This is a genomic window from Pseudoalteromonas sp. MMG033, from assembly GCF_057197785.1.
This window is the reverse complement of the sequence record NZ_CM170070.1, coordinates 3,104,559-3,127,732: the sequence shown is the minus strand read 5'-3', so window position 1 is coordinate 3,127,732 and position 23,174 is coordinate 3,104,559. Positions and strand designations below refer to the sequence as shown.

At 43.3% G+C, this 23,174-nt stretch carries 20 protein-coding genes; 8 read left to right on the top strand and 12 right to left on the bottom strand.

The window, feature by feature from the left end; all coding sequences use genetic code 11:
• Positions 1 to 27 precede the first annotated feature (27 nt).
• Together AC2CZC_RS13720 and AC2CZC_RS13715 are read right to left on the bottom strand one after the other, a co-directional pair.
• Entirely contained in the window at positions 28 to 348 is a 321-nt protein-coding gene (locus AC2CZC_RS13720) for a hypothetical protein (protein WP_484582205.1), read from the bottom strand.
• Position 349: 1 nt separating this feature from the next.
• On the bottom strand, positions 350 to 1,147 hold the full coding sequence (locus AC2CZC_RS13715) for a hypothetical protein (RefSeq protein WP_484582204.1): 798 nt from the start codon (positions 1,145 to 1,147) through the stop codon (positions 350 to 352).
• A gap of 276 nt (positions 1,148 to 1,423) precedes the next feature.
• Between AC2CZC_RS13715 and AC2CZC_RS13710 the strand changes: the two genes are divergently transcribed.
• Complete coding sequence (locus tag AC2CZC_RS13710) at positions 1,424 to 2,029, top strand: hypothetical protein (RefSeq protein WP_484582203.1); 606 nt, start codon at positions 1,424 to 1,426, stop codon at positions 2,027 to 2,029.
• 20 nt (positions 2,030 to 2,049) lie between these two features.
• Here AC2CZC_RS13710 and AC2CZC_RS13705 read toward each other — a convergent pair whose 3' ends face one another.
• Entirely contained in the window at positions 2,050 to 2,496 is a 447-nt protein-coding gene (locus tag AC2CZC_RS13705) for a hypothetical protein (RefSeq protein ID WP_484582202.1), read from the bottom strand.
• Positions 2,497 to 2,647: 151 nt separating this feature from the next.
• Between AC2CZC_RS13705 and tsaA the strand changes: the two genes are divergently transcribed.
• From tsaA to AC2CZC_RS13690, 3 genes are all read left to right on the top strand, one after another.
• Entirely contained in the window at positions 2,648 to 3,379 is a 732-nt protein-coding gene (gene tsaA, locus AC2CZC_RS13700; RefSeq protein ID WP_484582201.1) for a tRNA (N6-threonylcarbamoyladenosine(37)-N6)-methyltransferase TrmO, read from the top strand.
• Between the two features lie 94 nt (positions 3,380 to 3,473).
• The gene (locus tag AC2CZC_RS13695) at positions 3,474 to 5,195 is read left to right on the top strand and encodes a proline--tRNA ligase (RefSeq protein WP_063366332.1); all 1,722 of its coding nucleotides are present in this window, start codon (positions 3,474 to 3,476) and stop codon (positions 5,193 to 5,195) included.
• A gap of 154 nt (positions 5,196 to 5,349) precedes the next feature.
• Positions 5,350 to 6,150, top strand: coding sequence for a UDP-2,3-diacylglucosamine diphosphatase (locus tag AC2CZC_RS13690; protein WP_484582200.1), 801 nt, complete (start codon positions 5,350 to 5,352; stop codon positions 6,148 to 6,150).
• Between the two features lie 3 nt (positions 6,151 to 6,153).
• On the opposite strand, the gene AC2CZC_RS13685 is transcribed toward AC2CZC_RS13690, so the two are convergent.
• The 3 genes from AC2CZC_RS13685 to AC2CZC_RS13675 are packed head-to-tail and all read right to left on the bottom strand — an operon-like array spanning position 6,154 to position 8,954.
• Entirely contained in the window at positions 6,154 to 7,365 is a 1,212-nt protein-coding gene (locus tag AC2CZC_RS13685) for an ABC transporter permease (protein WP_484582199.1), read from the bottom strand.
• A complete protein-coding gene (locus AC2CZC_RS13680) occupies positions 7,358 to 8,146 on the bottom strand; it encodes an ATP-binding cassette domain-containing protein (protein WP_484582198.1) in 789 nt (262 codons plus the stop codon). The genes AC2CZC_RS13685 and AC2CZC_RS13680 overlap by 8 nt, the downstream gene beginning before the upstream one ends.
• A complete protein-coding gene (locus AC2CZC_RS13675) occupies positions 8,112 to 8,954 on the bottom strand; it encodes a DUF3025 domain-containing protein (protein ID WP_484582197.1) in 843 nt (280 codons plus the stop codon). Before AC2CZC_RS13675 ends, AC2CZC_RS13680 begins: the two co-directional genes overlap by 35 nt.
• A gap of 193 nt (positions 8,955 to 9,147) precedes the next feature.
• Here AC2CZC_RS13675 and AC2CZC_RS13670 point away from each other — a divergent pair, with 193 nt between their 5' ends.
• Entirely contained in the window at positions 9,148 to 10,776 is a 1,629-nt protein-coding gene (locus AC2CZC_RS13670; RefSeq protein WP_484582196.1) for a M28 family peptidase, read from the top strand.
• A gap of 72 nt (positions 10,777 to 10,848) precedes the next feature.
• Positions 10,849 to 12,015: a putative manganese transporter gene (locus AC2CZC_RS13665; protein ID WP_484582195.1), complete on the top strand. Its 1,167-nt coding sequence runs from the start codon at positions 10,849 to 10,851 to the stop codon at positions 12,013 to 12,015.
• Positions 12,016 to 12,103: 88 nt separating this feature from the next.
• On the opposite strand, the gene AC2CZC_RS13660 is transcribed toward AC2CZC_RS13665, so the two are convergent.
• Together AC2CZC_RS13660 and AC2CZC_RS13655 are read right to left on the bottom strand one after the other, a co-directional pair.
• Complete coding sequence (locus AC2CZC_RS13660; protein WP_484582194.1) at positions 12,104 to 12,748, bottom strand: DUF2987 domain-containing protein; 645 nt, start codon at positions 12,746 to 12,748, stop codon at positions 12,104 to 12,106.
• On the bottom strand, positions 12,738 to 13,562 hold the full coding sequence (locus AC2CZC_RS13655) for a glucosaminidase domain-containing protein (RefSeq protein ID WP_484582193.1): 825 nt from the start codon (positions 13,560 to 13,562) through the stop codon (positions 12,738 to 12,740). The genes AC2CZC_RS13660 and AC2CZC_RS13655 overlap by 11 nt, the downstream gene beginning before the upstream one ends.
• 257 nt (positions 13,563 to 13,819) lie before the next feature.
• Between AC2CZC_RS13655 and AC2CZC_RS13650 the strand changes: the two genes are divergently transcribed.
• Together AC2CZC_RS13650 and AC2CZC_RS13645 are read left to right on the top strand one after the other, a co-directional pair.
• Entirely contained in the window at positions 13,820 to 15,124 is a 1,305-nt protein-coding gene (locus tag AC2CZC_RS13650; protein ID WP_484582192.1) for an anti-phage deoxyguanosine triphosphatase, read from the top strand.
• Between the two features lie 168 nt (positions 15,125 to 15,292).
• On the top strand, positions 15,293 to 15,442 hold the full coding sequence (locus tag AC2CZC_RS13645; protein ID WP_155735498.1) for a hypothetical protein: 150 nt from the start codon (positions 15,293 to 15,295) through the stop codon (positions 15,440 to 15,442).
• A 252-nt stretch (positions 15,443 to 15,694) separates the two neighbouring features.
• Here AC2CZC_RS13645 and AC2CZC_RS13640 read toward each other — a convergent pair whose 3' ends face one another.
• The 4 genes from AC2CZC_RS13640 to AC2CZC_RS13625 all read right to left on the bottom strand — a co-directional run bounded on the left by AC2CZC_RS13640 (position 15,695) and on the right by AC2CZC_RS13625 (position 23,101).
• A complete protein-coding gene (locus AC2CZC_RS13640; RefSeq protein WP_484582191.1) occupies positions 15,695 to 18,085 on the bottom strand; it encodes a glycoside hydrolase family 15 protein in 2,391 nt (796 codons plus the stop codon).
• A 21-nt stretch (positions 18,086 to 18,106) separates the two neighbouring features.
• Complete coding sequence (locus AC2CZC_RS13635; RefSeq protein WP_237135761.1) at positions 18,107 to 19,597, bottom strand: MFS transporter; 1,491 nt, start codon at positions 19,595 to 19,597, stop codon at positions 18,107 to 18,109.
• A gap of 2 nt (positions 19,598 to 19,599) precedes the next feature.
• Positions 19,600 to 21,438, bottom strand: coding sequence for an alpha-amylase family protein (locus tag AC2CZC_RS13630; protein ID WP_484582190.1), 1,839 nt, complete (start codon positions 21,436 to 21,438; stop codon positions 19,600 to 19,602).
• 166 nt (positions 21,439 to 21,604) lie between these two features.
• Entirely contained in the window at positions 21,605 to 23,101 is a 1,497-nt protein-coding gene (locus AC2CZC_RS13625) for a tryptophan halogenase family protein (protein ID WP_484582189.1), read from the bottom strand.
• Positions 23,102 to 23,174 lie beyond the last annotated feature (73 nt).

Below are 23,174 nucleotides of genomic sequence, written 5' to 3'. Positions count from 1 at the left end.
AGTATAATAAAAATTCCGCTTTTACTGTTATTGATATATCAGCTCAATTGATTTAGGTGTGGCAATATTAAAAACTGCACTACACTGCGAGGTAGCTGCTACTTTAATTAATGCGTGTTGATTTTGTGCCACTAATAAGGCGCGATATAAATGGGCACCATCAGGGCTTGTTAATGAAAATGCCCATTTATTGATATTGTCGGCAGTCACGCAACTCGGCGCTTCCCCAGTTATCGGCGCATTAAAATAAACGATGCCTTCTGATATTTTTACCGCTAGCGTCTGCGCTGTGGCCACCACAGGCGCTATAAACAAAAAAAACAAGCTAAATAGTGTTAAACGTGCCATTTTAATCTACTCTCACTTGGCATAAACCAACACCGCATTGAGGATGAGTCAACTGATAATCATAAGACACTTCAGGGTAGACTCTTTCATTGCCAGACATCTGATAACAAATGCCCATCTCAGATTTTTGCGAACGAGGCCAAATCTGGCTTGCTGTATCTAATTTTAAAAACTTACCATTTTTATACCAAGGAGAGGCCATAAAGCCGGATGGATTATTAGCATAAAAACCCACTCTGCCTGTACAATCTGTACCCTCGTAATAAAGAGTACTAATAATAGATGGGTAGGGGTATGCCGACCAATTTCGAATAAGGTTTACACCATCGACGTCGACCAATAATTGATAACTAAATTTTCCCGGTTCATACTCAGTAGCCGTCAAGATTTCGCCTATTTTGGTTACTCCATCTCCTTGATATAAAGCCGCTCTTGCATTAGCACGCACGGGTGGCTGTGTAATTACATCACCCAACTCAACGCTGATTGCACGCTCATACCCTGATGCATCCAAACAATCGCCTGCGGATTTAACCGCTATTTGTCGCTTTTCACTTACCGCGGTCACCAGTAACGAATAACTGGCTTTGCCCGACGCAGTATTTAATGACAACGTCCAATAAGGATTATTATTTGCGCTAACGCAACTCGGTATACTGTGTGCTTTATCAATGTGTGTTTGAAAATAAACCACATCGTTTTCAATGCGAATAGATTTAACGCCTGCATTTTCTGCAGAAAATATTGAGGTTGAAAACCCTCCTACCGACATTAAAGCCAAAATTAATGAGTACTTCATAAAATCATTACCTACCTGTAAATCGCTATTTGAACCTATTTTGGGTATTTTCTACTTTATTGTGAAAAACTACAATGTATAATTTAAAAAAACCAAACGGAATGACTGATCTTTAAATACCTATACTTAATATTGATATTACTATCTTCACCCCCTTTAACTGCTTATGGTTATTCAAACGACATAAAAACCCTAAAAATACAACAAGACCTAATTTATATTACTTTAGATAATCACAATGAAGTCCCAAAACCTAATTGCGTATTACCAAATAATATGAATACATGGACATTGTCTCTGTCATCAGCAACAGGTAAGGCAAGCTATGCACTGCTGGTTAACGCATTTGAAGATAAAAAACCAATTTCAATTGAAGGGGCAAGTGACTGCTTAGATGCACCAGGATATGAGCGAGTGAAGGCGATCAGTGTAGAGCAGTCACATAAAGACGATGCGACTTTATATTTGTATAAAGGAGACGGACAGACCCGAATTGGCCGTATTTACGATATTCAAGGTCATAGTGATAATTCAAAGGTATACTATTTAAGTAATGAATATGGCAGAAGTATGCGTTATATGATGCCTAATTACTACAATCACTTAGGGGATATCGAGATTGGATATACAGATTTCAACTGTACCGGCCAGGTTGCATATCGCAAAGAGCCTAATAAATTTTACACTCATCTACAATTTAATGAAGGTAAAGTATTTCAACTTACTTCAACAAGAAGCAATGTACGTTTATATTCGCAAAAGAAGTTTAATACTGGAGAATGTGTAGACTTAAGGAATTACCATATTTATGGGCACATGGGGACAATTAACACTTATAATCACCCTGATTGCGGCGAAAAGCCGTGCCAAATAAAACCATAAAAGATAAAACAGAGAGCGTGTTACACACACTCTCTGGCTACTTCAAATAAGATTGTACTCACCGCAGTTTTTAAATCACTCGCGCTCAACAAGGTTTCAGGAAGCAGCTTGGCAGAAATAGACTCTGTGTAGGATTGCAATACAGGGCTAAGTTTACATGGGCTAATGCGGCCTTCTTTGATTCCACCAAAGGTATTCATCAGGACTTGCCGGTTTTTTTGCAGCTCCAAAATGACCGCACTGCGGATCGGGCTATTTTGGCAAAGGTGCTTTTTGCATGCACGAATTGCTATTTCCATAAACGCAGAAATTTCTTCATTACTGTGAGTTGGCTTATTTAAGCTTGTGCGCTTACCCTGTTCACTCGAGATAGGGGTAATGCTGTTTTTAAAACCAAGGGCTCTTTCACCAATTAGTTCCATTTCATCACTCGTCAACATCAGCTCGCCAAATCGCGCAAAGTACATCGCTTTATCCGTTTCGTTTTTTAGGATAATTATGCGGGTAATTTTTCCGGTGTACATTACACTTTATTACACGCCCTGTTATAAAATTTAAATTTGTTGCGCCATATACAAAGCGATACAATACGGCTTTTAATCCACAGAGCCTGCTATCGTGCAATTTGAAGTTGAAGCCATTGGCCATATAGAATCTCCTTATAAGCAAAAATTTGCCATTCCAAGACAACCAAGACTGGTACCAGAGGCCACCGCAAAGCTGATATTCAGCGATGCATTTAACCGTAAAGAATTTGTGCGAGGCATTGAAGAGTTCACCCACCTTTGGCTGCTATTTAGATTCCACGAAACCGCTGACAAAGGCTATTCGGCGCTAGTTCGCCCACCAAGACTGGGCGGTAATGAACGCAAAGGCGTATTTGCCACCCGCGCAACCTTTAGACCAAATGGCATTGGCATGAGCGCAGTCAAGTTAGAAGGTGTTGAATATAAAAATGGCCAATTGGCACTGCTACTTTCTGGCATAGATTTACTCGACGGCACGCCAATTGTGGATATCAAACCTTACCTGCCCTATTCAGATGCACTGCAAGGTGCCTCGGCGGGGTTTGCCGATACGCGCCCAGAAACCGAGATGACGGTGTCATTTAGTGAGCAAGCCCAAGACTTTATCGAAAAGCAGCGTCAATACCCCGAGCTAATGAGTTTTATCAGCAACGTCTTAAAGCAAGATCCAAGGCCTGCCTATAAAAAGAAAAAACAACAAACACAAAGCTATGGCATGAGTCTGTACGAATTCAATATTCGCTGGCAAGTTGAAGATGAGCATAACCATGTCATCGAAGTGAGCACTGAGAAACCGCAAACAACCAAAAAACCACAAGATTAAATATCTTTACAGCGAAAATAACTCTTTTTTAGCACCTTAGGCACTGTTAAACTACGTGCCTAATTAAAAACACATAACATTGAACGGAACAAGCATGCGTACCAGTCAATATATTTTAGCGACTCTTAAAGAGACGCCTTCTGATGCCGAGGTGGTCAGCCACCAGCTAATGCTACGTGCGGGTATGATCCGCAAACTCGCTTCAGGTTTATACACTTGGTTGCCGTCAGGTTTAAAAGTACTTCGTAACGTAGAAACTATTGTACGCGAGGAAATGGAAAAAGCTGGCGCAATCGAAATGTTGATGCCTGTCATTCAGCCTGCTGATCTGTGGGAAGAATCTGGCCGCTGGGAACAGTTTGGTCCTGAACTACTAAGAATTACCGATCGCCACAATCGTCCATTTGCACTTGGCCCAACGCACGAAGAAGTGATCACTGACTTTGTACGTAAAGAAGTAAGCAGCTACAAGCAATTGCCTTTAACACTTTATCAAGTACAAACTAAAGTACGTGATGAAGTTCGTCCGCGTTTTGGTGTAATGCGTGCACGTGAATTCACCATGAAAGATGCTTACTCTTTCCACCTAGATGACGCTTGTCTTGAAAAGACATATCAAGTGATGCACCAAGCATACTGCAATATTTTTGAGCGCCTAGGTCTAGATTACCGTCCAGTTATTGCTGACACTGGATCAATTGGTGGTAGCGTATCACACGAATTCCACGTACTTGCTGAGTCTGGTGAAGATGCGATTGCATTTAGCACTGAAAGTGATTACGCAGCAAACATCGAAAAAGCTGAAGCACTGGCGCCAGCAACTGAGCGCGCAGAGCCAAGCAAAGAGCTGAATACATTCGATACACCAAACGCAAAAACCATCGCAGAGCTTGCTGAGCAACACGGTGTTAAAGCCCACAAAGGCGTTAAAACACTGATTGTATACGGCGCTGAAAACGAAGACGGTGAGCGTGGTCTGGTTGCATTAATTGTTCGTGGCGATCACGAATTAAACGAGCTAAAAGCTGAAAAGCTACCGCTTGTTGACTCTCCGCTTGAAATGGCAAAAGAAGAAGACATCGTTGCTGCAATTGGTGCAAAGCCTGGTTCACTTGGTCCAGTTGGCCTTGATATGCCAGTGATTGTTGACCACAGCGCTGCTGTTATGTCTGACTTTGTTGCCGGTGCAAACAAAGACGGTGTGCACTACAGTGGTATTAACTGGGGCCGCGATGTCGCTGAGTTCACAACTGCTGACATTCGTAACGTGGTTGAAGGCGATCCAAGCCCGTGTGGTCAAGGTACTTTACAAATCAAACGCGGTATTGAAGTAGGCCATATCTTCCAGCTTGGTAGCAAGTATTCAGAAGCAATGAATGCAGGCGTACTAGGCGAAAGTGGTAAAAACCAAGTCATGACCATGGGTTGTTACGGTATTGGTGTATCACGTATCGTGGCTGCGGCGATTGAACAAAACCACGATAAGTTTGGTATTAAGTGGCCTCAAGCCCTTGCACCATTCGACATCGCAATCGTTCCGATGAACATGCACAAGTCTCACCGTATTCCTGATATCGCAGAAAAGTTCTATGCGGACTTAAAAGCAGCAGGTCTTGAAGTATTGTTTGACGATCGTAAAGAGCGCCCAGGTGTCATGTTCAACGATATGGAGCTAGTGGGTGTACCATTCACCTTAGTCATTGGTGAGCGTAACCTTGATAACAATCAGGTAGAGCTGAAAAACCGCCGTACTGGTGAAAAAGTCATGTTAGACATTGATTCAGCAGTTGCTGAAATCACTAAGCTAATGGCTTAACTCTCCCCTACTTTTAAAAACGCGCCTAAATGGCGCGTTTTTTGTTTCTACCTGCTGCCTTTGCAGAAAATGTCATCTTAGCGTCTCAATACTGATAAAAGTTTGTCATCTCGTGCCTTTACCGTAGACATTATTACGCTTGAGAGTAAACAAGATGGAGCAAACTTACTACCCCAGCATATGGATTTCAGATGTGCACCTTGGCTACAAAGACTGTAAGGCTGAATTCTTATTAGACTTCTTAAATTGCACGCGCTGCGATACCCTGTATTTAGTGGGTGATATCGTGGATCTTTGGTCTTTAAAAAGGCAGTTTTACTGGCACCCGAGCCACTATCAAGTTTTAGAATGTATTCAGAAAAAAGCAGAGTCCGGTACGCGTGTTATTTATATTCCAGGTAACCACGACGAGACGTTTCGCAATTATGTGGATATGACACTGTTTAATGTTGAAGTGCACCATACTTATGTCCATACCACCTCAGCAGGTAAGCGTTTTTTATTGCTACACGGCGATGACTTTGATTCAGCCACCCGCTACAACAAATTAATCAGTATTATTGGCGATCAAGCCTATGACTTTTTGCTGTTTTTAAATCGTTGGACCAACCGTGTGCGTAAGCTCTATGGCGGACACTATTGGTCGCTGGCCTCTTGGCTTAAAAACCGAGTGCATAAAGCGCGCGCAGCGATTGCGGCATTTGAGCAAGCCGCTGTGCACGAAGCAAAAAAACAAGGCATGGATGGCATTATCTGTGGCCACATTCACCAACCCAGAATTAATGTCACCGACGGCATTGTGTATTGCAATGATGGCGACTGGATAGAAAACTGCACGGCACTTGTTGAAAACGAGCAAGGCCGCATTGAGTTACTGCACTGGTCTGATATACAAAAAGTATTGAACGTCGTTGAGTTAGACACGCAAAATATAGACGGCGTTAAAGCCGCCTAATTGCTATCTGAATAACACGGACTCTTTACTAAACCAGCGTATACAAAACATCAGCAATGCCCCAGCCAGCAGTGCTGAGGCAACAAAAATCATCACCACGGCACTGTAGTCAACAGTGCCTTTGATGATCTCTTTAATCGCTAAGGATACATTGGTAATGGGGATCCAAGCCGTAGTGGTATTAAGCGACATATTCGGCATCACCGATACAACAATGGGCACGAACACCAGCATGCTTAGCGGCCCCATATAGTTTTGTGCCTCTTTAAACGAGCGCGCATAGATTGAGATTGCCAACACCAAGGATGAGAGCATCACAGCCACAGGCAGTAACAGCGCAAAGATCAGCATAAAGTCCGCAATGCTCACGCTAGAAAATGCGTCTTTAATGGTGTCTAACACCCCTATTCCGCTCGCAATACTTATCCAAATAGCCATGCTAGAGACGGTCACTAAGGCACAGGCAATGGAGCTGGCCAATATTGTTAAAAACTTGCCCAGTACCAGTTGCGTACGCGTCACAGGGGTCAACAGCAAGGTTTCAAGAGTACCCCGCTCTTTTTCCCCGGCACCCAAATCAATCGCTGGGTAACTTGCGCCCATTAAAACAAGCGGGATCAACATATAAGGAATTAATGCTCCGAGCTTTTCACCGTAATTTTCACGTTTATCTGCGGTATCGACTTTGGTAATGGTGATCGGTTTTAGAATTGCACTATGATGCGCTTTAGGCGACCCTAAAGCTTCTAACGTCGCAGCGCGAATACCTGCGGCGTATTTATTAATCAGTTTTTCCAGTCGCTTATATACAAAGTTAATCGATTGGGCATCATTAAATACCACATGCCAAGTAGCTTGCTCTGGTGTGACACTCACTTGTTTATCTTGCGACTTAGGGATCTCAATACCCACGTCTATTTCCCCCGCCTTTACAGCGGCTTTTAATGCCTCGATGCTGTCAAACTGTTCATCCCCTTCATACGGTTTAAAGCTTTTATGATAAAACAGCATTTGGGCAAACTCTGGAGAAAGATCTGCATTAGCAAGGTAGTAAGTATGCACCTTTTGCTCTGCTTCAAAGGTGGTCTTTGACGCTAAAAACCCAAGTAAAGCAAATAAAATAGGAAAGATAACGATGGGCAGGGCAATGACAAAAAACAGGGTTTTTCTATCACGCAGTAGCTCTTTTACTTCCTTTAAAAACACTTCAAACATCTGCACATCCGTGATTAACAATATTCAAAAATGCATCGTTTAGCTCAGTACTCTGCCCTGCTGTTTTAAACGCCTCTATGCTGCCAGAAAAACGACTTTGCCCCTTATCTATCAAGCACACGCTATCACATAATAAAGCGATTTCATCAAGGTGATGCGTAGAAAACACCACTGGGGTATGCGCAGATTTGAGTTCACGAATAAACTGAATAATGGTTTGCTTGGTCATAATATCTAAGCCTGTGGTTGGCTCATCCAACACAACGACATCAGGTTGGTGTACCACTGCTCGGGCAATATTGGTTTTTTGTTTCATGCCCGTTGATAAATGCTCAGCGCGTTTATCTAAAAAGTCGTCCATCGCTAATTGGCTAAACAATTCATCGCAGCGCACTTTAAGGGCTTTGCCTTTTAAACCATGCAATTTGGCAAAGTACTCGACATTCTCTTTTGCCGTTAAACGACCATATAACCCCGTTGTACCAGACAAAAAGCCAATGGCTTTTCGACCTTTCAAGGGATGCTTGACAATGTTATACCCCGATATTTCAATGCTGCCTGCATCAGGCTTGAGCGCGGTTGATAACATGCGTAACGTGGTGGTTTTCCCCGCGCCATTGGGGCCTAGCAGCCCCAATACTTCACCTCTATCACAGCGAAAAGACACATCTTCCACAGAATGAAAGAAACCATCACGCTGCCTTGTGTCGCCACGACTGGTGGTATTTTCTAACTCTTTGGCGAGTTTAAAGCGTTTTTTCAGTCCGTTTACTACTATCACTTATCTTCCTTCTCTTAGGCCTAAAGTAGCCTTCATCCGCATAAAATGCTTCACCTTGCGTGTCATAGTGCCAATCAGGTATGCCCAGTAGAGGGATGGGTGACATCTGTTTATTGTCATCCAGCACCTTACCCGTTGTGATCAACTCAACCAAGCGGCTATCCAAGTGCGCGTATTGCTCAAGTAGAGGGAGTGCGGTAAAAGACTCGTCAACTTGAATACATAGTAACTTGCCCGTTAGGCCGATGAACGGGTTAGTCAGCATTTCGTAATTGGCATGACCAAAAACGAAAGGCAGGGCTTCTGTATGCCACTTATCCTTTTGCACAAAAAACGTGTCATGCCATAAATGCGAACGCAAATCTTCTTGCCATTGCATATGAGGCACCGCGAGTACTAATCCGCATTCATCAAACAAAGTTAACGCATTGCGTTTGCGACTGCGCTCTTTTAAGCCGTGCAGTGCTATTTCTTCAATGTGGAGTTTATTAAGTAGACTTTTCGTTTTTGGAAATAAGCACCAGATCATCGCCCCAAAAAAGTCATGCCAGTTATGCTCTCGTGTCGGCACCTGACCGGTTTGCGCAATGATCTCCTCATAGTAACGTGTTTCTTCTTCCAGCTTACTGTTTTCAGTAAAAACAATGTGTTTACCCTGTGCGTTTTGCTGGTTGGTCTGCTCATTTAACCACTCAAAGCTTGGCCAGGTATCAAAGGCTTGTAAATTAAATATCGCCTGCAAATGCGCAAAAGGAGCTTGCGCAAACAATTGATTTTGCCAATTTTCAGGGGGAGTAAACTTTTTCATGCTATCTATGCGTGCTCATTTCGCAAATTGTACTATTGCGCGCATTTTACCAAATACACGCGACGGCGCAAAAAGATAAATAACGTCTGCGTACTTTTCCATCTACCTAGCACCATACATCGGCTAAAGTCGAATTTACTTTGCAATTATGGTATTAATTAGCCCGGAAGTAATCTCATAAAAAAGAAAGGTCATGAAACTAAAATTAACACTGAGTGCTCTGTCGCTTGCCATTTTAGCAGGCTGTGCAACGACAAAAAGCAACACACCTGAAGATATTGTCACGGCATATAATAGTATTAATGCCGAGCAACTAGGTGAACACATCAAAACGCTTGCCTCTGACGAATTTGAAGGCCGCGCGCCATCAAGCAAAGGCGAAGAACTAACGCTTGCTTATTTAACTAAACATTTCAAAGCATTGGGTTATGAGCCGGGCAACGGTAATAGCTTTTTGCAAGAAGTACCGCTGGTATCAATCGAAGCCGATCCAAACATGACGCTAAAAATCGGTGAGCGCAGCTACCCGTACAAAAAAGGCATGGTCATGGGCACAAGCCGCATCAGCCCAGCACAGTCTCTAAACAACTCAGAGTTAGTTTTCGTCGGTTATGGCGTCAATGCGCCAGAATATGGCTGGAATGACTACGAAGGTCTGGATGTAAAAGGCAAAACGGTTGTTATGCTGGTAAACGATCCGGGCTACGCAACAAAAGACCCTAAAGTGTTTAACGGTAATACCATGACTTACTATGGACGTTGGACATACAAATATGAAGAAGCCAGCCGTCAAGGTGCAGCTGGTGCGATCATCATTCATGAAACAGCGCCTGCATCATATCCATGGGAAGTAGTTGAAAATTCTTGGAGCGGTGAGCAGTTTGGCTTCCAAAAAGAAAACAACAACATGGACCGCGTTGCAGTGGAAGGTTGGATCAGTGTTGATGTTGCAAAAGAGCTTTTTGCAGATGCTGGCCTAAACTTTGAAGATGCCAAAAAGAAAGCTGCTGAAGGTGCATATCATGTGGACATGGGCGACTTAACTGCGTCTGTCGATGTGAAAAGTACTATCAAAAAGTCAGTATCATATAACTTCATCGCCACGTTACCGGGCGCTAAAAAGTCAGATGAGCACATCATTTACTCTGCGCACTGGGATCACCTAGGTGTCGATCCTAACCGTAAAGGCGATAAAATTTATAACGGTGCACACGATAACGCGACAGGCACAGGCGGCATCATTGAAGTGGCTGAAGCATTTGCTAAATTACCACAGCGCCCAGATCGTTCGATCACCTTCTTAGCGGTCACCGCTGAAGAGCAAGGTTTATTAGGCTCTAAATTCTACGCTGAAACACCGGTCATTCCAGCAAACCAGACTGTTGCAAATATCAACCTAGATGCCCTAAACTTACTTGGTAAAGTAAAAGACATCAGCGTTGTTGGCCTTGGTAAATCATCACTTGATGGCGTACTTAAAGAAGTGGCTGATGAGCAAAACCGTTCAATCTCAAATGAGTCAAACCCATCAGCGGGTATTTACTACCGTTCAGATCACTTCGCTTTTGCTAACATGGGGATCCCAGCTATGTATGCGGGTGGTGGTCATGAACCATTCGACGATGCCACAGCCAAATACCGTAAGCGTATGAGCCTTGTGCTACGTGGTTGTTACCATCAGCCATGCGATCGCTACAGAAAAGAGTGGGATCTCAGTGGCGCAGTTCAAGATCTTCAACTATTTTTCAAAGCTGGTTACTTAATTTCTCAAGAAGAAGCGTGGCCTACTTGGAGTGCAACATCTGAGTTCCAAAGAAAATAAATGGAAATGATATTGATTTTCATTTAATTTAACACTAAAGTGCAACTGTTATTAGGTTACCGGTTGCACTATATGCTCTCATATTCTCGTTCTTATCCGTTCAAGGCGGCTTCTCAATTTGCCTATCTGGCAGCAAATAAGCGGTTGATACTCCCGTTATTATTGATAGCAACTCTATTTTATGCACCTATCCGTGACATCGCGTTAGGCACGTTAGCAGACGCGTTTTTCCAAGTCAGTGTATTTGTTGCAGGTACCTTGGCAATTTACTACTATCTCGTTGAAAAACTTCCCCAATTAGAACTCAGTTACTTAAATAAAAAATCTCCTGCGCTTGAAGTCACCATGGCAGCCGTGCTTGGGGCATTACCCGGCTGTGGCGGCGCCATCATCGTTGTAACCCAATTTACCAAAGGACAAGCCAGTTTTGCCTCCGTTGTTGCCGTATTGACAGCAACCATGGGCGATGCTGCATTTTTACTTTTAGCAAAAAAACCGCTTGAAGGCATGGCCATCATCTTACTAGGCATCGCAGTCGGTACCATCAGCGGCCTAGCCGTAAACCTGTTTCACAAAGCCGATTATTGCAGGCCAAAAGCCAATGACACACAAGTAGAAGACTGCGACCCACCCACTTTTGCAGTACGCATGAGTGAACCTGTATGGAAAATAGTCCTGTTCCCGTGTATCGCGATTTCACTTGTTATGGCTTTTAACATGGACTTAGGACAGTTTGAGCAACCTATCGAATTACTCGGTGCGGGCATGGCTATTTTCGCGGTTGTTATTTGGGCTTTGTCCTCTAAGGGAAAAACCTATAAGCAAATTACGGCAGAAGAAGAAGAAGTCAAACCCCCTTCTCGATTAGCAAAAATCCTTCAAGACACGCATTTTGTCACCGCTTGGGTAGTAGCAAGCTTTATGATTTACGAACTGTCGGTTGCTTTATTTGGCTTAGACTTAGCAGCTTGGTTCACAGAGTATGCGATTTACGCACCGCTTATTGCGATCATGATTGGATTACTGCCAGGCTGTGGCCCGCAAATCGTGGTGACCAGCTTATATATTCAGGGCGTATTACCATTTAGTGCATTAGCTGCAAACGCTGTCGCAAATGATGGCGATGCGTTGTTTCCAGCGATTGCCCTTGCGCCAAAAGCAGCACTGTTAGCAACAGCCTATTCAGCAATACCCGCCTTGTTTGTCGGGTACAGTATTTACTACTGGAACCTACCCTAACCTATTTCAATTCGCATATTCACAACCAGAACAAAAAAGCGACCTCATGGTCGCTTTTTCATATCTGTTATTTATCGAACTGGTCTGGTTATTTTTCTATCCACGGTTTAACACTGACCAAGTTAGCAAGTACGTTAAATCGAGTATTATCATTTTCCCAGCTGTCATTGACATGAAATCGACAGCGATTCAATTCACAGCTAATGCCCTCACCACTCAAGACGATATTGTTTGCAAACTCCACCGTAACACCTTTTTGGTCAGGTAACATGAAAGATAATAGCTTACCCACAAAGACACCTGACAGATCGCTCAATAGCGTCTCAAACTCAGTGTGTAACTGGTATAACTTGTGTTTAGTAAGGTGTTGATTAGAGAAGTATGCAGATTCAATTTGGATCTTAATCTCACAATAAGCCGCTGTTTCAGGTTTTACCACTACCACTGCTTTGTCTTTATCAAGCTTTTCGTCAATGGGTAACATTAACTGTGCATGTTCAGTGTAATGCAGCGGCATTGAAGTTTGCTCAGTAACTATGTTTCCCTCTGCAATGGTGCATGGCTTTTTACTTTCACCTTCAACCAAATAGAAATTCACTCGAGCAAACTCGAAATCACCTTTTTTGACCACCTTAAGACGGTCATAAAAGCCTTCATAAGAGGCCACAAACTCTTCTGCGAAACAACCAAAGCTGCTAGACAACAGCAGCAGTGGTAAGATCCTATTCTTCATCAAAATAAGCCTTATTATGTCTGATCATATCATTGAGTTCTTCAATGTAATCTTGTCCACGTTCAGAGTATGACATTAAACCCGGCGTCAGAGCCGTCGCGGTGATCTCTTTTTTATCCGCTCTAAGCTGCGCACGAACTGTGCGAAGTTCACGATAAGCATCATGGGTATTTATATTTCTAAAATACGAGGTAACCGATGCCCTAACCGACTTAAATGCCGCCACTTCATGTGCGGCCTCATCAGCACGACGCTTCGGGATCATCCCACACCCTGTACGGTAACACCACTGACCGAAAAAGTTTAAACCGATCCGTGCAAATCGAGACGTCCCCCAAGCGGACTCATTGGCCGCCTGCATTAATGCTAACTCTTTCGGGATAATATCAACTCTATCAAGGGCCAATTTTAAACTCTGAACAGTGATCTCTTCTTGATCTATCTTATAAAGTTGAAAGATAGTCTCTACACGTTCAATCTGCACATCACTGAGCGACTCATCAAACTGCAACATCATCAAGGCAATTTCAATACTCGCTCTTTGTTGCAAAATGACCTTATTTTCAGCCTCTACATGAGGTTTAATGAAATCAAAAAAAGTCTTTTTCTTAGTCGCAATGTCTTTAATAGACGCAAAGTCAGGTAGCTGCACATCATGTAACGGCTGCTCAGGTAATTCGACTTCAGGGATCTCAACGATAACTTCTGGTACTTCTATGGGCTCTGGCTTTTCCGGTGGTTCGGTTATAAATGGATAAATAATTGCGTACAAAGAAACTGCAATTAATAAAATCTTGATCAAATTAGAACGCATGATTCTCCTCTCACTAGTACCTACCAAACGAGCTATCTGAACTTCCTTTGTCAGAGAAAGACTCGTTGTACTTAGTTCATCTCATAAAACGGCGACCGATTATAGCAACAATCGCAGTTAAACGCGAATTTACGCCAATCCGTCGCTAAAATAAGCTTTTTTCCAGTCACACCAAGTAATTACATTTTTAACTTTGCATCGCTATACTTAGCTTACAAAGATGGAATAAAACAATAACCAGCCACGTAGAGTACCTTATGACCCAGCCCGTATGGCAACAAAGATTGCTAGATCAAGTAAAGAATCGCCCCAATGATAATCGCTCCGCATGGCAAGTAGACCGCTCTCGGATCATCCATGCAGCTGCTTTTAGGCGCCTGCAATCAAAGACGCAAATCATGAGCATTGGCGTAAATGACTTTTACAGGACACGGCTAACACATTCACTGGAAGTATCTCAGATAGGCACTGGCCTATTGCGTCACCTTAAGCTGCAAAACCCTGACTTTGAGCACTTCCCTTCTGCAAGCCTCATTGAAACCATCTGTCTCGCTCACGATATTGGTCATCCGCCTTTTGGTCACGGCGGAGAGATCGCGCTCAATTATTTGATGCGTGATTACGGAGGCTTTGAAGGCAATGCGCAAACACTGCGGATCGTCACAAAGCTAGAGCCCTATTCAAATGGCTATGGTATGAACTTGACCAGGCGTACGCTGCTCGGCTTTATAAAATATCCAGCGCACATCTCGGCATTACAGCTTAAACCACAAAGTATTAACCCGCATCAGCGCTTTATCTACACGCAAAAGTGGTTCCCCGCTAAGGGCATTTACGATTGTGATAAAGACGTTTTTGATTGGATATTGTCGCCTTTGTCCGACAAAGATAAAGCCCTTTTCACGACACACAATCCCATTGATGAATTTAAATCTAAGACTATCTACAAATCTCTTGATGCGGCCATCATGGAATATGCAGACGATATTGCTTATGCAGTGCATGATTTAGAAGATGCGATTGCCACTGGCACACTCAGTGAGCGCGATTGGTATAACTATGCGATGCCTGAATTTAAAAAAATTAACTCCCCCTGGCTTGAGCAAAACCTGTCGAGTTTAACCCATCGCCTTTTCTCTGATGATGAACCGCTTCGAAAAGACGCCATTGGTGAACTCGTCAACATCTTCATCGTTCACTGTGCTTTAGTACAACATGATGCAGAGTTTGACGACCCCTTGCTCAAAAATACAGTTAAGCTCGGCGATGAATTTGAAGCTATCCTAAAGGTTCTTAAACAATTTGTTTATCAACGGCTCATTCGTGAACCGACTATGCAGCAAATTGAGTTTAGTGGTCAGAATATGTTGATTGATTTATTCGATGCATTTTCCAGCGATCCAATGCGTTTACTACCATATACAGCTCAATCTCAGTACCAGCATGCTGAAAGTGACACGGCAAAAATGCGAGTGCTTGCAGATTATTTATCTGGCATGACTGATGAATACGCAAGACGCTGTCATGCACGTTTGTTTGGCAATAGCATGGCGAGATTATAGGGTGCGTTCTGTGATATTTTCATGCCTACAAATGGAGATAAAAGATAAGTGTTTTGAGCGAGCTGCATTAAACACTGCCAAGTAGTATTGTCACTAATTTATAGTTTGTTTTTCATACAGTCGTGTTAGTTTATTTTTGGTGTTAACAAAATCAAAAAAGGAATAACAATGAAATTAAAACTACAAAAAGGCAATTTAAAGAACTTGTCGAATGATAATGTAACTTTAAACAAGCAAGCAACTAAGCAGATCAATGGTGGTATTAGATGGTACGCAACATGGGAATGTACAACTGGCTGGCACCGTTGTGAGCCATAAATCATCATATAAACATGGGGTCAGCTAACCTCATGTTTTTCATATCCTTTCTAAGCTCATTTCCCACCTCCCCTTTCAACAAATAACATCAATCCAAATTTTCATAAAAAATCATTTGAGTAAATACAAAATGCGAGCTCTGAATAATCAGAAAGATAACAGCATAGCTTTGCCGTTTTTTGGGGCGAGATCAAAAATAGTGAGTGTGAAGGTAAATGGGTGGTAGCGTCTACCACCCATCAAAAAGGTTGGTTATTTTAGTTTGTCACTGACGATTGGGTAATGATCCCAGACATTTTTATCTGCAAGTGAACGGACCAATTTAACGTACTCTGCATGCGTCCAAGCCAGCGGTGTTGCCGAATTTGTACCTTCTCCCAGCTGATAACCAAACGGGTTAACACCGACGCCATCCCAAACTTGCTCTGGTAGCATCAAACCTTCGTTGGCAAAGTGCTCCATGCCACGTACATAGGTATGCTTAATACGCGTCACAGCCTCTTTGTTTAAGCCCTTAGTCGCAGCGGCAGCTGCTATTTCATAATGGCCTTTTTCACCTGTAAAGAATGGCCATACACGACCACGCTGCCCCGGTGTATTTTGACCGCCCTCAGCATAATTAGTCCCTTTTACTTCATCTTCGCCATAGCCATCGTTACCGTAACGACGGTAGCCTGGGTAAGTATTTGGGTCACCTGCAAAGGTAAAGCTGTATTTTACACGCAAGTTTTCAGGTAACGTTTCATCTTCGTACTCTGGCAGTGTTTTCAAAATGCTTGGTGCATCTGCATCTCTGACACCATAACGTACCAACTCTAAGAAACCACCATCAATGATCTGACGCTTATCAAGTCCTGCACGGCCATTGTTATCACCTAATTTTGTGGCGATGTTTGGGTTCTCGTCTCGTGCGATACGGAAGAAGTACTCACCATCTGTGTTTTGGCCTTTCAAGTTACCTTCGGTGGTAAACATCAGCTTTTCAACAGTATCGTTATACTGTTTAGCAGTATCTAGATACCTTTGTTCACCGGCTTTATCACCTGCTATCTTGGCGATGTCACTTGCCGTCACTAAGCCCGCAATCACCGCCGCGGTTGTCGAAGGAGAATACCCGTCTTGCTCTTCCCAGCGCTCTTGCTGGGTCGCAGGTGGTGTAATTTGCGTGTCATTCCACAAAATCTTTGCCAAACCGCCGTCTACTAGGAACTCTGCCGCAGGCTTGAGCATGCGCTCATACCAGTAAACTAGCTTTTCATCACTTAACACACCCGCTTGCCACAATTTCCAAGCAAGCATGATCGGCATTGCTGTTTGGTCAAGTTGAACGCCTACCCACTCTAACTCACCATCAACATGTGTTTTTTGTAAAAACCAGCCAGTATCACCTTGGTTACCCGGCGTGCCATCCATCACTTGAACCTTTTCAAGGTATTCAAATGAGGTTAGCGCTGTATCTGGGTCGCCCATCGCCATGAACGCCATAGCGACTTGATAGAAGTCACGCACCCAAACCGCTTTATACCCTGTGTGACCTTGCTCAGCAGCAACTGTATCACCCCATGGGTTAGACAGTGATGCAATGAGCGCACCGGCGTGCGTTTTATCTTCTTGTGCTTTTAAGACTAATGCACTGACATTTAATAATTTACCGCTGTCAGTGGTGTAGTTAGCAAGACGTTGCATAGGCTCAAGGCTGGCTAAATAATCTTCCCACCCTATGTGCTCGCCTTGGCCATTGTAGTGTGCAAGAACTTTGTCATAGCCTTTATTTAGCGCAGCGGCACCTTGAGCAAAGCTTTCTGCTTGTGACTTGCCAAAGCTCAACGCAAGGTCAAAGGTCGCAGACCCATTAACTTCACCTAGTTCTGCAAGCCAGTTTACATTGCCTTTTGTATCACCTGTGCTTTGGTAAGTACGCGTCAATGCATGATTTTTCTTAAGTTCATTCAGATTGTCACTACTACCTGTAAAACCGACCGATGCTTGCTCAAACCCTGTACTACTTTGCAAGGTTAAAAAGTTATCCGCTTCCCAAGCAACCAAACCTTTGTCTGTCACGGTTGCTGAGTCATTGAGGCCGTTGTTATTCACATATGGGTTGACGTTTACAAACGCTTTTACACCGCTCAGCTGCGTATCCACTTTTGCTCTGACAAATAAAGTCTGGCCATCAGGGTCCGTGAAAATGTGTTTTTCTAGTGTAAAGCGACCTTGCTTGTCTTTGCTGACAACTTTATAAGCCAGTGATAAAGGGCGACCTTGTGCATCTTTATAAAGATAATCAATCGACACATCTAACTCATCGCGCTCAGTCACAGTAAAGTCTTTACCTGTCACCACAAACTGCATATCACGAATTTGCGCTTGGTGAATAAGACCGAACATGGTCTCAGTGATCATGCCTTTGGCAATTGAAAACCAAACTTTAGATACTTCACCTGTTTGTGCATCATTTGCATACTGGCCATTTTTATAGGCTTCATAAGACGTGCCAATGCCCGTTTTATCTGAATAAGTCCAAAACGGCTTATCGCCCGGCGCACCGGGTGCGGTCTCAATCTGCTGCGAATTCGTTGCACTACCACATCCAATAAGGCCTGCAGCAATCAGTGCCAACGACAAACATGACAATTTTTTCATTTTTACTCCTCAGTGGCTGTTTTATTGCGCGCTTGTTTTTACACGTGCAACAGACAGCGCCGCTAAAATAAACGACACACCACCAATAACTAATGCATAAATAGGTTGATTCTCGAAAACGTTTCTTAAGATAAGGCCAAGTACACTGGCTGCCAGCAATTGAGGGATAACAATAAAGAAGTTAAAAATCCCCATAAACACGCCCATTTTGTGCGCTGGCACAGCATCGCTTAACATGGCATAAGGCAGAGATAAAATAGATGCCCACGCAAAGCCGATACCTATCATTGGTACCCACAGTAAACTTGGATCTGAAATAAACAAAAAGCTCAAAAGCGCACCGGCACCTAAAAGCAGATTTAAACTATGCGCCCACTTGAGGCCAACACGTTTAACCACAAATGGGATACATACGGCTGCAAGCGCTGCAAAACCATTGTATGCAGCGAATAGAATACCGACCCAATCAGCGCCATCGTTATAAGCTTTAGAAGTCACATCCGTCGCGCCATAGTGAAAACTGGTTACCGCCGATGTGGTATAGATCCACATTGCAAATAACGAGAACCAGCTGAAAAATTGCACCACTGCCAGTTGCTTCATGGTTTCTGGCATAGTGAATACGTCGTAAATGACTTCGTAAAAACCACCGCTTGTACGTTGCTTGTTTTGCAGATAGCCCGCAATAAGAATGATCGCTGAGAATGACAGTAATAGCGCACTTAACAAGTAAAGCTCTTTTTCTAGCTTCAACACAGTGACACCCGCCAAAATAAGCCCACCAATCACACCACTCACAAGTGCAAACTTGGCAAACTGAATACGTTGTTTTGGCTGTGATGATGCTTGTTTCAGCTCCGGTGATTCAAATTCGGCTAACTGCTCAGGTGTGTATTCTCTGGTTTTAAGAATGGTCCAGCCAACCGCCAAAAATAAAATCACACCACCAAAATAAAAGGCATATTTAACAGACTCAGGAATTTCCCCAGGCGCTGCCGTGTTGCTGATCCCAAACCAGTTGGTCATCATCCAAGGCAATGCAGAGGCGATAATGGCACCAATACCAATGAAAAAGCTTTGCATTGCATAGCCTGTTGCGCGCTGCTTTTTATTAAGATTATCACCCACTAATGCACGAAACGGTTCCATCGTGACATTGATTGACGCATCCATGATCCACAGCATACCGGCTGCAATCCAAAGTGTTGGCGAGTTTGGCATGATAAAGAGTGACAGGGTCGTCAATATCGCACCATACAAAAAGAAAGGACGACGACGGCCAAGGCCCGTCCAAGTTCTATCACTCCAGTAGCCAATTATCGGCTGTACAATCAATCCTGTGAGTGGCGCTGCCACCCACAAAATTGGAATATCATCAACTGATGCGCCTAGCGTTTGGAAAATTCGGCTCACATTACCGTTTTGTAACGCAAAGCCAAATTGAATGCCCATAAAACCAAAGCACATATTCCAAATTTGCCAGAAACTCAGTTGTGGTTTTTGTTTTTGCATAATTAGTTCTCTAGCTCATACACAACACTGGCAAGCGGTGCCAAGGTGATGTTGAGTTGATTATTTTTAATGACAAGTGTTGGGTAAGACTCCAACTTATCGACGACTTTGCCTTGCCACCCCTCAGGTAATTCAATCGTAACCTGCTGCGCGTTATCAGCATCAAAGTTACTTGCCACAATGACTTGCTGAGCGCCATTATCACGTGCAAATGCCATCACTTTTTCAGCTGGCTTGTTAGCACTATCTAATGTGTTCAGTTGCACCAGTGCGCCATGTTGAATAGCAGGCATTGAGCTTAAGTTCATGAGTTTTTTATAATATTGGCGTAATGCCTTTTGCTCATCACTTAGCTGACCACCGTCAAATTTGCCCTTATTCATCCAAGCCTGATGTGCAGGTACACCGATGTAATCAAAAATGCTGGTGCGGCTCGGTTTACCAAAGCCAGCCATCTCTGAGCCGTCTTCACCGACTGATTGACCGAAATACAACATAGTTGGTGCTTTACTGATTAAATGGCTCACTACCATAGCTGGCTTGCCTTTTTCAGCACTGCCTGCAAATTCAGGACTGGCGATACGTTGCTCGTCATGGTTTTCTAAAAAGTGCAGCATGTGTGGTGCTATATCTGACACGCTTAAGTGTGCATCCATTACACTTTGTGCATTGCCAGTGCCTTGCATCAACAGCTTCAAGCTGTCATAAAAGCCCACTTTGTCGTATAAGAAGTCCATTTTTCCTTGGTGAATATAAGGGCGGTAAAGGGTTGGGTTGTAAACCTCAGCCAACAAAAAGGCGTCAGGGTTTTGCATCTTGATGGAAGAGTTTAAAAAGCTCCAAAATTCAACTGGCACCATTTCAGCCATATCATAACGGAAACCATCTACCCCTTTATCGAGCCAATATAAGGTGATGTCTCTAAACTTATACCAACTATCCGGTAGGTCTTTATCTTGCCAAAATGCATAGTGTGCACGGTAGTCTTGCTTTGCCATCTCAGCAGGCAGCGTTGGGAAATCATAGCTGCCGTCAGGGCGCACACCGTAATTCACTTTAACAGTTTCATACCAATCATGAATATGCGGCTGTGCAGCTCGTGCGCCATTTCCCGTCCATTTCGCAGGTGATTCTGTAAATTGACCATCCGCAAGTGGATGAGGCTTACCGCCTAGTACTTGGTAATCCGCAGATGTGGGAACTTTAAAGTCCTGACCTGTCACATAATAAAAGTTATTATCACGGGCATAAGTCAGCGATGTATTGTCTTGCGCGCCAAAATTTTTAATCCCTTGCGGCGCACTCAAAGATTGGTAATTTCTTGCAACATGGTTGGGTACAATGTCTATCACTACTTTCATGTCTGCATCATGAGTACGTTCAATCAGCGCTTCAAACTCTGCCAGTCGCTTTGCAGGATCTTTTGCTAAGTCAGGGTTAACATTGTAATAGTCTTTAATTGCATAAGGTGAACCTGCACGGCCTTTCACCACATCGGGATCGTCTATACCAATGCCATACGCACTGTAATCGGCAACCAAAGCATGATGTAGCACACCCGTATACCATACATGGGTCACGCCCATGGCTTTAATTTCCGATAACGCCTTTGGCGTGAAGTCTTCGAATTTGCCCACGCCATTTTGTGCCAACGTACCCCAAGGCACATTGTTAGTGTTTGTATTGCCAAATAGTCGCGTGAATACTTGGTAAACGACAGGCTTTTGCTCTTGTTGTTCGGCTTGCTTACTTTGCTCAGCTTGTTGAGAAGACTGACATGCTGTCAGCAAAACACTGCCTGATATTAAGCTCAGTGCAAGCACCAAAGGTTTTATTGTCATTATCTTGTTGTCATATTGGTATTTTAATTGAGTCTACTGACTTGCAGCCCAGTGTTGAACCACTTGCATACGTATTCAAAGTCGCGATTAATTTGTTATTCATATAAAAAAACGCGAAGTATGGTAGATACTTCGCGCCATGGCAATATTGCTAAAATACACCGCATTATTTTGTCATTTTATCGATAAATGCTTGGTGGCTTGGCAGCTTATTTACTGTGCTCTGCAATAACACTTTTAAGCTATCCAATAAGCTTTTTAAATGCTCGTCATCAAACTGCTCAGCCAGTGGATGATAAGTCTTTGGCATCAGCCCCTGCCCAACCATCACTTGTTGCCATGCTACGTTTTGAAATAAATCATCGGTTTTCGCTGCAAAGTGGCCTGTTTCCTCAAAGAGCGCCATTTTTCTTTGAAGACTTCGGGGGATAGACATATTTTTACACCACTGCCAAAATCGCGAATCGTCTCTTTCAGTCAGTTTATAATGAAGGATTATGAAGTCTCTCACTTGTTCCATTTCATTTGCAAACTCCATATTGACGTTTTCAATGGCACTGTCCTTTATCGCATCAAATGGAAAGTGTCTGATCAAACGTAAAATAGATGTTTGGATTAAATGAATACTGGTTGACTCTAGCGGCTCTAAAAACCCACTCGCCAAGCCTACCGCAAAAACATTACCTTGCCATTGCTTACGACGCATGCCCGTTTTGAACTTAATCAATTTAGGCTCAGCCAAAGGGCGGCTTGGCAAACTTTGCAATAACGCTTCTTTGGCATCTTGCTCTGATATAAATTTGCTTGAAAACACGTAACCATTGCCAACTCTATGTTGCAACGGTATTTGCCATTGCCAGCCAGCTTGCTTTGCAATCGCGCGAGTATATGGCTTAATCTCATCATCAAGTTGTTCACTGGGCAATGCCCACGCGCTATCACAAGGCAACCAATGAGACCAATCTTCAAATCCAACATTCATCGTTTGGTCAATTAACAGGCCTTTTAATCCGCTGCAATCTAAATATAAATCAGCGCTATATTGCTCACCATTTGCTAAAAGGACAGCTGCGATATGCCCTGTGTTAGGATCAGTCTTTACCTCAGTGATTTTCCCTTCAACTCGCCTAACACCTTGAGTTTGAGACTTTATGCTCAGTAACTTAGCATAAAGTCCTGCATCAAAATGATAAGCATAGGTAAGGCCTTGCAATTGTGTATTGGGGATATGCTGCAAGTGCGCAAATCGGTTTGCTTTTGCCGCTTGAGTATTTAAAGAATACTCAGCCAAACTGTCCGTTAACCCCTGTTGCTTTGCCTTGAGCCAAACTTGAAAAAAGTCACAAAAAGGAAAGCTTTTACCCACTTCACCAAACGCATGCATATAGCGGCTACCCTGGTGACCCCACCCTTCAAACTCAATGCCTAGCTTATACGTCGCTTGCGTTTGCTCAATGAATGTGCGCTCATCGAGCCCAAGTGCGGCATTAAAATTAACCATCGGCGGAATGCTGGCTTCGCCAACGCCGACTGTGCCAATGTCATCTGACTCAATCAAGGTGATGTTAACCTGATCTTTTAGTACTCGCTTTAGCAATGACGCACTTAACCAGCCCGCTGTTCCACCACCGACAATTAAGACACTTTGAATTCGTTCAGTCATGCTCACCTCTTTAGCAATAAAAAAGCCTTATCGCAGTACGATAAGGCTTTTTCTATATTCTCAAGTAGAAATG

What these genes read in the sequence shown, in the direction of transcription:
- AC2CZC_RS13705 (WP_484582202.1), bottom strand. Translation starts at nt 2,496, where the DNA reads ATGTACTTTGCGCGATTTGGCGAGCTGATGTTGACGAGTGATGAAATG.
- AC2CZC_RS13690 (WP_484582200.1), top strand. Translation starts at nt 5,350, where the DNA reads ATGGAGCAAACTTACTACCCCAGCATATGGATTTCAGATGTGCACCTT.
- AC2CZC_RS13665 (WP_484582195.1), top strand. Translation starts at nt 10,849, where the DNA reads ATGCTCTCATATTCTCGTTCTTATCCGTTCAAGGCGGCTTCTCAATTT.
- AC2CZC_RS13625 (WP_484582189.1), bottom strand. Translation starts at nt 23,101, where the DNA reads ATGACTGAACGAATTCAAAGTGTCTTAATTGTCGGTGGTGGAACAGCG.
- AC2CZC_RS13685 (WP_484582199.1), bottom strand. Translation starts at nt 7,365, where the DNA reads ATGTTTGAAGTGTTTTTAAAGGAAGTAAAAGAGCTACTGCGTGATAGA.
- AC2CZC_RS13630 (WP_484582190.1), bottom strand. Translation starts at nt 21,438, where the DNA reads ATGACAATAAAACCTTTGGTGCTTGCACTGAGCTTAATATCAGGCAGT.
- AC2CZC_RS13715 (WP_484582204.1), bottom strand. Translation starts at nt 1,147, where the DNA reads ATGAAGTACTCATTAATTTTGGCTTTAATGTCGGTAGGAGGGTTTTCA.
- AC2CZC_RS13720 (WP_484582205.1), bottom strand. Translation starts at nt 348, where the DNA reads ATGGCACGTTTAACACTATTTAGCTTGTTTTTTTTGTTTATAGCGCCT.
- AC2CZC_RS13650 (WP_484582192.1), top strand. Translation starts at nt 13,820, where the DNA reads ATGACCCAGCCCGTATGGCAACAAAGATTGCTAGATCAAGTAAAGAAT.
- AC2CZC_RS13670 (WP_484582196.1), top strand. Translation starts at nt 9,148, where the DNA reads ATGAAACTAAAATTAACACTGAGTGCTCTGTCGCTTGCCATTTTAGCA.
- AC2CZC_RS13640 (WP_484582191.1), bottom strand. Translation starts at nt 18,085, where the DNA reads ATGAAAAAATTGTCATGTTTGTCGTTGGCACTGATTGCTGCAGGCCTT.
- AC2CZC_RS13675 (WP_484582197.1), bottom strand. Translation starts at nt 8,954, where the DNA reads ATGAAAAAGTTTACTCCCCCTGAAAATTGGCAAAATCAATTGTTTGCG.
- AC2CZC_RS13635 (WP_237135761.1), bottom strand. Translation starts at nt 19,597, where the DNA reads ATGCAAAAACAAAAACCACAACTGAGTTTCTGGCAAATTTGGAATATG.
- AC2CZC_RS13655 (WP_484582193.1), bottom strand. Translation starts at nt 13,562, where the DNA reads ATGCGTTCTAATTTGATCAAGATTTTATTAATTGCAGTTTCTTTGTAC.
- AC2CZC_RS13710 (WP_484582203.1), top strand. Translation starts at nt 1,424, where the DNA reads ATGAATACATGGACATTGTCTCTGTCATCAGCAACAGGTAAGGCAAGC.
- AC2CZC_RS13645 (WP_155735498.1), top strand. Translation starts at nt 15,293, where the DNA reads ATGAAATTAAAACTACAAAAAGGCAATTTAAAGAACTTGTCGAATGAT.
- AC2CZC_RS13660 (WP_484582194.1), bottom strand. Translation starts at nt 12,748, where the DNA reads ATGAAGAATAGGATCTTACCACTGCTGCTGTTGTCTAGCAGCTTTGGT.
- AC2CZC_RS13695 (WP_063366332.1), top strand. Translation starts at nt 3,474, where the DNA reads ATGCGTACCAGTCAATATATTTTAGCGACTCTTAAAGAGACGCCTTCT.